General features: G+C 53.8%; 3 protein-coding genes. All 3 read left to right on the plus strand.

Going from position 1 to position 11,136, the window contains the following annotated elements; all coding sequences use genetic code 11:
- Window positions 1-164: 164 nt before the first annotated feature.
- From ELR70_RS03175 to ELR70_RS25225, 3 genes are read left to right on the plus strand one after another with little or no spacing between them, the layout of a single operon-like run.
- On the plus strand, window positions 165-6,416 hold the full coding sequence (locus ELR70_RS03175) for a non-ribosomal peptide synthetase (RefSeq protein WP_241566265.1): 6,252 nt from the start codon (window positions 165-167) through the stop codon (window positions 6,414-6,416).
- A complete protein-coding gene (locus tag ELR70_RS25220) occupies window positions 6,407-6,910 on the plus strand; it encodes a phosphopantetheine-binding protein (RefSeq protein WP_241566266.1) in 504 nt (167 codons plus the stop codon). Before ELR70_RS03175 ends, ELR70_RS25220 begins: the two co-directional genes overlap by 10 nt.
- Window positions 6,907-11,076, plus strand: a complete 4,170-nt coding sequence (locus ELR70_RS25225; RefSeq protein WP_241566267.1) for an amino acid adenylation domain-containing protein — start codon at window positions 6,907-6,909, stop codon at window positions 11,074-11,076. The genes ELR70_RS25220 and ELR70_RS25225 overlap by 4 nt, the downstream gene beginning before the upstream one ends.
- Window positions 11,077-11,136 lie beyond the last annotated feature (60 nt).

The following is an 11,136-nucleotide window of genomic DNA, read 5'->3' on the forward strand; positions in this document are numbered from 1 at the left end:
ACCAAAAAGCACGTATAAACCTGCCAGCCTGAGTGTTCACTCAGGCTGGCTTTAAGTCGTAGAGGCTAAGCCGGTGTCGGGGTTTTGTTCGGATACACGAACAGCACACCTGTTGCGGGCGCAGCGCTTTTGCAGTTAACACAGATATGAGTTAGTCAGTCATTATGGAAAATATCAAACAGCTACTCGTGCAGCTTGAGCAGGCGGGGATCCGGCTATTTCTGCAGGACGGGGCATTAAAGTCTAAAGCCAAAAAAGGGGCCATAACGCCCGACATTGCCAGGCAGATCAAACAACATAAAAGTGCAATTATTGAGGCGCTGACACACTATAGCGATGCCCCGCAGGTAAACCCGGTGACCCCCCGTGAAGACCTCAGCCATTATCCAGTATCATTTGCACAGCAACGCCTGTATACGCTGGACCAAATTCAGGGTGGCTCCGCCGAATATCATATGCCGATGGTGTTCAGGCTCAGTGGACAACTAGATGTGGCACTGATAGAGCGGGTGTTTCGTGAGATTGTTTCCCGTCATGAGGTGCTCAGAGCCGTTTTCCGGCAATCCGCGCAAGGTATGCAGCAATCCCTGCTTGACCCGCAAGACTTTACCGTTGAGGAGTCACACCTGACAAGTCAGGACGAGGCAAGTGGTATTGAGCGCTTTGTTCGTGAGGCCGCAGAGCAGCCTTTCAATCTGGCTGAAGACTTTATGCTGCGGGTGCGTTTTGCGACTCTGCCAGCGGGAGATGCAGGTGTGTTGTTTATCAATATGCACCATATCGCCACCGACGGCTGGTCTATGGACATCCTGATCCGGGAATTCTTTGCCCTGTTCCATGCCTTTGGTTATGGTCAGCCAAATCCGTTGCCGGAGCTTTCCATTCAGTATGCCGACTATGCACAATGGCAACGTGACTGGCTGCAAGGTGAGGTGCTGGATGCCCAGCTCAGTTACTGGCAGCAGCAACTGGCCGAACTGCCCCGAGTTCATGCCCTGGGGCTCGATTACCCCAGACCTGAAGTGAAAACATATCAGGGCGAGGTGGTATCACAGACTTTGAGTGCACAGTTATGTCAGCAGCTGGCATCCGTTGCCCGTCGCTATGGGTTAACCCCGTTTATGCTGATCCATGGGGCGCTGGCGCTGGTACTGTCTCGCAACAGTAATCACCATGATATTGTCATCGGCACGCCTGTGGCTAACCGCCGTCAGGTGGAGCTCGAATCGCTGATCGGCTTTTTCGTCAATACATTAATCCTGAGGGTGAATACTCAGGCGCAACCACTTGGTGACTATCTGGCTCAGCTCAGGCAGGTACACCTGGATGCTCAGTCTCATCAGGATCTGCCTTTTGAAAAACTCGTTGAAGTGTTGAAAGTACCGCGCAGCACAGCCCATAGCCCGCTGTTCCAGATTATGCTGACCACGAACTCCGAATACGGTGTGCGCGATGCACATGCTGATACCACTGAGCTGGCAGGTCTGTCCATCAGCCCATTGCAGGGCAATGGCGCAACGACCAAGTTTGATCTGGACATCAATGCCTCGGTAAGTGATGACGGCGGCGCAATTGAATGGACCTATGACGTGGCACTGTTCACGCGCGAGCGCATCGAAACCCTGGCGCAGCACCTCAACAACACACTGGCTTTTCTGGCACAGCTCAATGCCGACAGTACGCTGAGCACCGCTGCTATCCCTATGCTGACCGATAATGAGATTACACAGCTCAGCGGGTTTAACGACAACGCTATTGAGTATCCACAACAGCGCTGTATTCACGAGCTATTTGAAGCACAGGCAGAGCAAGCACCTGAACGCGTTGCTGTGCAGTGTGGCGATGTTGCTGTGAGTTATGGTGAACTGAATGCCAGAGCCAATCAGCTGGCTCACTATTTGCGGTTTGAGCATCACATTGCTCCGGATTGTCCGGTGGGGATATGTCTGGAGCGTGGCGTGGAAATGGTGGTTGCTATGCTGGCTGTTCTCAAGGCCGGTGGCGCTTATATTCCGCTTGACCCGGCTTATCCTGAAGAGCGTCTGGCTTATTTGATTGAAGACGCCAGTCTGAAAGTGGTCCTGACCCAGCAAACACTCACCGGTACAGTGTCATTGCCCGGCACACAGAGGGTAATGCTGGATGACCTGATTACACAGCCCGGCTGTGCGTTCTCGCATTATTCCACGGCAAATATCGGGCGCTGTGAAAGTGGTGTGACTGAACAGCATCTGGCCTATCTGATCTATACCTCGGGGTCGACGGGCAAACCAAAAGGCGTGATGATCGAACACCGTAACACAGTCGCAATGCTTTACTGGGCCAGGGCTGCTTTTAGCGATCAGGCGCTGCGCCGGGTACTGGCCTCAACGTCACTGAACTTTGACTTGTCTGTGTATGAAATCTTCTTACCTTTGAGCTTTGGGTTCGAAGTTGTGGTGGTTAAAAATGCCCTGGCATTGGCGGATCAGCCGCTGGATATCAGCCTGATCAATACCGTGCCCTCAGCAATGAAGGCGCTGCTGGATGTGGGCGCATTACCCGCAAGCCTGACCACAGTTAATCTGGCCGGTGAACCACTGACAGCGCAACAGGTAAACCAAATTTTTGCAGCCTTGCCCGAGGCTGAGGTGTGTAATCTGTATGGGCCGTCGGAAGATACCACTTACTCAACCTGTGCGCGCTTTTCCACACAGCTAGAGTCGGTGCCGGACATAGGTTATGTCATCGCCAACAGTCAGGCCTATGTGCTGGGTGAAGCGATGGAGCGCTTGCCAATTGGCTGTGTTGGTGAGCTTTATCTTGGCGGTGCCGGTGTTGCCCGTGGTTATCTCAATCGGCCTGAACTGACCGAAGAGCGTTTTATTGCCAATCCCTATTACGAGACACACAACACGGATTGCAGCCCTCGCCTCTATCGCACTGGCGACTTAGTGCGTTACCGGCAGGACGGACGACTGGAGTTTATTGGTCGCAGCGATGACCAGGTGAAAATCCGTGGATTCCGTATTGAGCTGGGTGAGATTGAACATCGCCTGAACCAACTCGATGATGTTGCATTGTCGCAGGTGCTGGCGCGCACACTGGCGGATAGTCAGCAGCAGTTGGTGGCTTATGTCCAGCCTTGTATCACGTGTGAGACAACCCAGGATGAGACGCAGCAGGCAGCCTGGATCAGCGATATCAAACTACGTCTTGGACAACAATTACCGGCCCACATGGTACCCGGTCTGTTTGTGGTCATGCCACAGTGGCCGTTGACACCAAACGGTAAAATTGACAAAAAAGCCCTGCCAGCGCCGGATGCGTTACAACAAAGCAGTGCACAATATGTGGCGCCCGAGACTGAGCTCGCTCAATTGCTGGCAAGCCTGTGGGCCGAGCTGCTGGGGCTGGAGCAGGATAAAATCAGTGCCACCGCAAACTTCTTTGAACTGGGTGGCCACTCCTTGCTGATTATGCAGTTACTGGCCAAACTGCAGCAGCACAACCTCAGTTGCAGCGCCCAGCAGCTGTTCCAGGCCGTTGATCTGGCGGCTATGGCGGAAGTTATTTGCGAGGCCGGCGACACCTTTGCCATCCCTGAGAATAAAATACCGCCTCAGTGTGATGCCATTACGCCCGACATGCTGACGCTGGCAACGCTTGAACAATCTGAGATTGATGCCATCGCCGCAGCGACATCCGGCGGGATGCGCAATATTCAGGATATGTATCCACTGGCGCCTCTGCAAGAGGGGGTACTCTTTGTTCATACGCTGAATCCAGAACATGACCCTTATGTCACTACCGCCAGTTTTGAGTTCACATCAGCGGGTAAATTGTCTGGGTTTGTGACTCAGCTGAACTGGCTGATCCAACGTCATGATGTGCTGCGCACCGCGATTTTCTGGCGTGGTCGTCAGCAGGCGATGCAGGTAGTCATGCGTGAAGCCAGACTACCGGTCACTGAACTGGCGCTCCGTGAGGGCAACATTGAGGCGCAGTTTACTGAGTATGTGGCAAGCGGACCACATGGGTTTGATCTGGAGTCTGCGCCGCTGATCCAGTTGGTGGTCACGCCAGAGGATGAACTGGGGCGGGTATTCGCCATGCTCAAATTCCATCATCTCATTACCGATCATGTGTCATTAGAGATCCTGATGAGTGAACTCGAAGCCGACAATGTGTTGGCACTGCCAGCGCCTTTGCCTTACCGGGAATTTATTGCTCGTTCAATGGCGCAAAGCGCTGAGCTTGACACTGAAGCCTTCTTCACTGAACAACTGGGCGACATAGATACACCCACCTTGCCGTTTGATTTGGCTCAGGTCACCGGGGATGGTAATTCGGTAGTTGAATTTCACTCGACGCTCAGCGACACGCAGTCTCAGCTGATCCGCACTTTATGTAAACGCCATCAGTGCAGCCCGGCGGCTTTGTTTCACCTTGCCTGGGCGCAAGTACTCAGTGCCTGTTGTGGCCGTGATGAAGTGGTGTTTGGTACTGTGATGTCTGGCCGGATGAACGGTATGGCGGGCATTGAGCGTATGATGGGGATGCTGATCAATACCTTGCCACTGCGCGTATCATTAGGTCATCAGGCGGCCCATGTTGCACTTAAAGAAGTCAATGATGCCTTGCAGGCGCTGTTACCCTATGAACAGGTATCTCTGGCCGAAGCGCAAAGTTACAGTGGGATAGACGGCAATACGCCGCTGTTCAGTGCCATCGTGAATTATCGCCACTCGGCGACACAGTCGGAACCTGCGGGTGAACAGGATACGTCGCCCGGCGTGGCGCTGCTTAGCACGCGTGAGCGCACTAATTATCCGTTCGATTTATCGGTGAATGATCTGGGAGAGGGCGATAGTTTTAGTCTGGACTACCAGATTGAACAAAGCGTCAGTGCAGCACGGATCGCTGAGCTAATGCACACCGCGTTAGACGCGCTGGTGGAGGCATTGAATGAGCACAGTGAGCAGTCGGTTGCGACACTGGCAGTACTGAGTGAGCCTGAGCTGACACAACTCAGTCAGGGGCAAAGTGACGAAGCCAGTTATCCTCGCAGTGCCTGTATTCATGAGGTGTTTGAACTGCATGCCAGAGCTACACCGGACAGTATTGCCTTACGGCTGAATGAGCAGACCCTCAGTTATGGTGAACTGAATGCCAAAGCCAATCAGCTGGCGCGTTATTTGCGCGAAGCGCATCAGGTTGGCTCCGGAACTTTAGTGGGTCTGTGTATAGGCCGCTCTGTAGAGATGATAGTGGCCAGTTTGGCGATTCTGAAAGCCGGTGGTGCGTACGTACCGCTGGACCCTAACTATCCGCAATCGCGACTGGCCTATATGTTAGAAGATACTCAGCTGAGTGTGATCCTGACTGAGCGAGCGCAACAAGAGACTCTGGCCTTCAGTCAGGTGACAAAACTGATGCTGGATGACGCTGACACGCCCTGGTCAGCCCTGAGTAAAGACAATCTGACCCGGGCAGATGCGCTGACACCGCAATCGCTGGCCTATGTGATTTACACCTCTGGCTCCACGGGCACACCAAAAGGTGTAATGACCCCACACCGAGCCGTCAATCGCCTGGTACATGCGCCTAATTTTATGGCTCTGGATAGCCAAACGGTATTTCTGCAAAGTGCCAACATTGCCTTCGATGCCGCGACGCTCGAAATCTGGGGACCCTTACTGAATGGCGGGCGCTGTGTGTTGTATCCGGACAGCCTGATCACACTGGATGGACTGAATCAGGTATTGCGTACTCAGGAGATCACAGCACTGTGGCTGACCTCGGGGCTGTTTACTGAGTGGAGCAAAGTGTGTAATGAACTGGCAGCTGACACCCTGGCGTTGCAAAACGTGCTGGCCGGTGGAGACGTGCTCAATCCGCAAGCGGTTGCCGCCGTGCAACGGGCACTGCCTGAGGTCACAGTGATCAATGGTTATGGACCAACGGAAAACACCACTTTTACTTGTTGTTACCCGGTGCCTCAACACAGCGACTTAAGTTCAGGCGTGCCAATTGGTCGCGCAGTGCAGGGCGACCAGCTGCTGATCTTAACGCCGCATGGTCGTCGGGTACCACAAGGGGTGGTTGGTGAGCTGTGCGTTGGGGGTGATGGTCTGGCACTGGGTTATCTTAATCAGCCAGCGCTAAGCAAAGAGCGCTTTATTCGCAATCCGTATCAGACTCAGGGCAACCAGCCTGAAACCTTGTATCGCACCGGCGATCTGGTGCGCTGCAATACTGACGGGCTGATTGAATATACCGGGCGGGTAGATGCTCAAATTAAAATTCGTGGCTTCCGGGTTGAGCTGGGTGAAATTGAACGCCAGCTGGAAATGCTGGACGATGTGGCTGCGGCACTGGTCACCATTAAAACGCGCACCGGGGGGATAAACAGCTGGTTGCCTATGTGGAATTAAACTGCGGTGGCAAACAGGAGGAACAAGGTGCGCATATTCAGGGGCTGGCCCAGGCACTGGCCGCCCAGTTACCTGCCTATATGATCCCCGCAGCCTTTGTACTGGTGCAAGACTGGCCGTTAACACCGAATGGAAAAATCGACAGACATGCTCTGCCCGAAGCGGATTTCAGTCTGATGCAGGCTGAATATGTGGCACCGGCCAGCGAGCTGGAAACGCAGCTGGTTGCACTGTGGTCGGAGTTACTGGACCTGCCAGCTGAGCAGATCAGTACACAGGCCAACTTTTTTGAGCTGGGTGGCCATTCACTGTTGGTCATGAAGTTGCTTCAGGCGCTTAACCAGCACCTTGAAATTGAACTGCAAATCGCTGACCTGTATCGCTGCGAAAATATTCAGCAGATTGCCGGGTTTATTGAGTCGGTTCAGGCCATTCATGACCAGGCGCTGCCAGCGCAGCAAGACAACAATGAATTTGAGGATTTTGAGCTATGAGTGTTGAGTTGCTCTTTCAACAACTACAACAAGCGGGTGTTATTTTTCAGTCTCAGGATGATAAAATCACCCTCAAGCTACCCAAAGAAATGGACAGTCAGCTGAAACGTCAGCTGGCCGAAAACAAGGACGCGCTCAAGGCATTTTTACACCAGCTTTATGCCCGCAGTCACAAACGCCCGACGCTGAAAAAGACGCCGGGTTGCAGCGCGCCTCTCTCTTTTGCACAGCAGCGTCTGTGGATGCTCAATGAGCTACACGGCGGCAGTGCGCACTATAATATGCCGCAGATCTATCGTGTCGAAGGTCAGCTGGAGCCTGCACTGGTGGAACAGGCGCTCGCACAAATTGTGCAGCGTCATCAGGTGTTGCGCACTGTGTACCAGTCTCAACAGGGCAAAGCGGTGCAGGTTGTGCGCGATGATGTGGTTTTTTCATTAACCTGTGTGGATCTGAGTGCGCAGGCACCTGATGCAGCACAACAGGCTTTGGATGCGTTGCTGCAAGAAGATGCTCAGACACCCTTTGACCTGAGCCAGGATCTGATGATCCGTGCAACCTGGGTGAGCATGAGTCATACGGCTCCGGGCCAGGTGGTGGGATACTTGTTATTAAATATGCACCATATTGCTTCTGATGGCTGGTCGATGGCGATCCTGAGCCAGGAGTTCTTTGCGATTTATGCCAGCCTGGTGCAGGGCAATGCGTGTCCGCTGCCTGCGCTGGCTTTGCAATACAAAGATTATGCGCACTGGCAGCGTGAGTGGCTGAGCGAAGAGGTGCTCGCATCCGGGCTGAAATTCTGGCAGCAGACACTGACCGACTTACCCGCATTGCATAGCCTGCCGCTGAGCTATCCAAGACCTGCACAAAAAGGGTATCTGGGCGCCAGGCATGATGCCTCGCTGGGGGTACCTGTTGCCAAAGCACTTACTCAGCTGGGTGAACAGTATCAGCTCAGCCCGTTTATGCTCATGCATGGTGCGCTGGCACTGACCTTGTCGCGTTTTAGCGGCACCTCAGATGTGGTGATAGGCACCCCGGTTGCAAATCGCAGCGATGCCCAGCTGAAAGACCTGATTGGTTTTTTTGTCAATTCTCTGGTGCTCAGAGTAAGCACAGAGCATGACACGCTGGCAGACTTTTTAGCCCATATTCGCCACGTCAACCAGCAGGCTCAGTCCCACCAGGATGTGCCGTTTGAGCAGATTGTCGAGGCACTGAACATTGAGCGTGATGGTGCTCATACACCTTTATTTCAGATAATTTTGACTACTAACTCTGATTATGGGGTAGCCAGTGAACAGGCGCACAGTGTGGCACTGCCCGAGCTGAGCATGACACCGCTGAGTGGCGATGAACCTATCTGTAAATTTGATCTGGAGATTAACCTGAGTCTGGATGAGCAAGGTGTTCATATTAGCTGGTTATATGACAAAGCCTTATTCAGCCCGGCGCTCATTACACGTTTCAACGCCCAGTTGGTGGCGGTTATCGAAAGGCTGGCAGGTGCTGCGGCGAGTGCCAGTCAGCCAATGTTGAGTGAAATCTCGGCGCTTCATGCAACAGAGCAGGCGCAGCTGGCGGCGCTGATGACCCCCAGTGAGCTGACAAAGGACGCTCATCAGACGGTGACAGAGTTGTTCAGCCGCAGTGTCGCACTTGCGCCGCAGCATATCGCACTGGTATGTGGCCAGCGTCAGCTTAGCTATAGTGAACTCGACAGTGCGTCCAATCGTCTTGCTCGTTATCTGATAGCACAAGGTCGCCATGCATATGTCGGCTTATTGCTGCCGCGTGGTATTGAGATGATAGTCGCAATGCTGGCCGTGCTAAAAAGTGGCGCGACCTATGTCCCGCTGAATCCGGACTATCCGCAGTCACGTATCGACCATATTGTGGCAGATGCAGATCTTAACCTGGTGCTCACCTGTGCTGAACATCGCCCGATACTGCAAAGCAGCAATATACAGGCGCTGGAGCTGACCCCTGCACTCACAATTGAGGGATGTGACGCGTTTATGCGTTTTGGCTCTGCACAGCTTACTGAGCACTTGCCTGAGCCAGAAAACCCAGCTTATGTGATTTATACATCAGGCTCGACCGGATTACCCAAAGGAGTTGTGGTGCCACATCGGGCCATCAGCCGACTGGTGATGTCGCCCAACTTCATGAGTTTGGACCGGGACACCGTGTTTTTGCAGGCTGCAAATGTGGCATTTGATGCGGCAACGCTGGAAATTTGGGGGCCACTGCTCAATGGTGGTTGTTGCGTGATCTATCCGCAAGCCCATATCACACTGGAGACACTGAATCAGGTGATTGAGGCGCACCGGGTCAATGCGATGTGGTTGACCGCCGGACTGTTTAGTGAGTGGAGCAAGGTAAGCACGCAGGCACAGACACAGCTGAGCTCGCTGCGCACGGTGCTGGCTGGTGGTGATGTGTTAGACCCGCAGGCTGTGGCCCGGGTGCAGCATGCTTTGCCAGCAGTGCAAGTGGTCAATGGTTACGGTCCGACCGAAAACACCACCTTTACCTGTTGTTACCCGGTGCCTGCGCATTTTGATCCCGCAAATGCGGTGCCGATTGGTCGTGCACTACAGGGCGACAGTGTGATGGTGCTCAGCGGTAATGAACTGGTACCGCCGGGGAGTGTGGGTGAGCTGTGTGTCAGCGGACCCGGACTGGCGCTGGGTTATTTAAACCTGGCAGCACTGAGCGCAGAAAAATTCACCGCCAACCCTTTCTATGACGACGCTCAAAGTGATGCCTATCGACGCCTTTATCGTACCGGTGACTTAGTACGTGTTCAGGCCGATGGCGTCATTGACTATGTGGGTCGTACCGACAACCAGATCAAGATCCGTGGTTTCCGGGTTGAGCTGGGTGAAATCGAGCAACAAATCACGCAGCTGGACAGCGTGGCCAGTGCGCTGGTGGTGGTAAACGGCGAAGCAAATAAACGCCTGGTGGCTTATATTGAACTAACCTGTGCAGCACGGGAGCTTGGGGCCTTGGATAACACTCAGCTGAGCCAGACACTGGCACAGCGGTTACCTGGCTATATGGTTCCGGATGCGCTGGTCCTGATTGAGCACTGGCCGTTAACCAGCAACGGAAAAATCGACCGCCGTGCGCTGCCGGAACCCGCACTGACAGAGGTGGATGCAGCATACACGGCCCCCGTCTCTGAGGCGGAACAGGTCGTGGTTGACGTGTGTGGTGAATTGCTTGAACGCGACCCGGCAGAGCTCAGCACAACAGCTAATTTCTTTGCGCTGGGTGGTCACTCGTTGCTGATGATACAGCTTATTGCTGCGCTCAAAGAGCGAGGGTATCAGGTTGATAGTCAGGCCCTGTTTACCAGCAGCACACTGGCGCAGATGGCGACTCAGTTGAGTGAGGATGCAGAACAGGGCTTTGTGGTGCCGCAAAACCGGATCCCTCTCGAGTGTACTGAAATTACGCCTGAACTGCTGGATCTGGTTAGCCTTACGCAGGACGAGATCAATGAGATAACGGCGCAGATTCCGGGCGGTGCTATAAACATTCAGGATATCTATCCTCTGGCGCCGTTGCAGCAGGGGATCCTGGCGATGCACACACTCAGTGATGGCCGCGACCCCTATGTTACAACCATGGCGTTTTCATTCTCACAGCGAGCGTTATTACAGCTGTTGGAGACACAGCTCAATACGCTGATCGCCCGTCATGATGTATTGCGCACCGCGATTTTGTGGCGCGGCCGCACTGAGCCCGTTCAGGTGGTGCTGCGTGAGGCGCAGATTGCGGCGCAATGGCTGCCGGTGAACGCCGGGCAGGATGTGCAAGCGGTATTCGAAAACTATGTCGCACACGGTGCACACCGCCTTGAGCTGGAATCGGCACCTATGATGCAGTTACAGGCGATGGAGGATAAACAATCCCGGCAAATTTATGTTGTGCTTAAAGTGCACCACTTGCTGATTGATCATGTCTCGCTGGATATTCTGATGGCTGAGCTGGCCCGGATAGAAAGCGAAGGCGCAGCCAGTTTGCCTGCTGTGACACCCTATCGTCATTTTATCGCTCGTGTACTACACGACCAGCAGCATCACGACGCTCAGCAATATTTCAAAGCGCAATTAGGAGACTTTGACCAGCCGGCCTACCGTTTGGGCTGAGCGAAGTAAACGGCGATGGTGGTCAAATTGATGAGTTTAAACAGCGCATTCCGGCTGAGC

It is taken from the genome of Pseudoalteromonas sp. R3, from assembly GCF_004014715.1.
Taxonomy (GTDB): Bacteria; Pseudomonadota; Gammaproteobacteria; order Enterobacterales; family Alteromonadaceae; genus Pseudoalteromonas.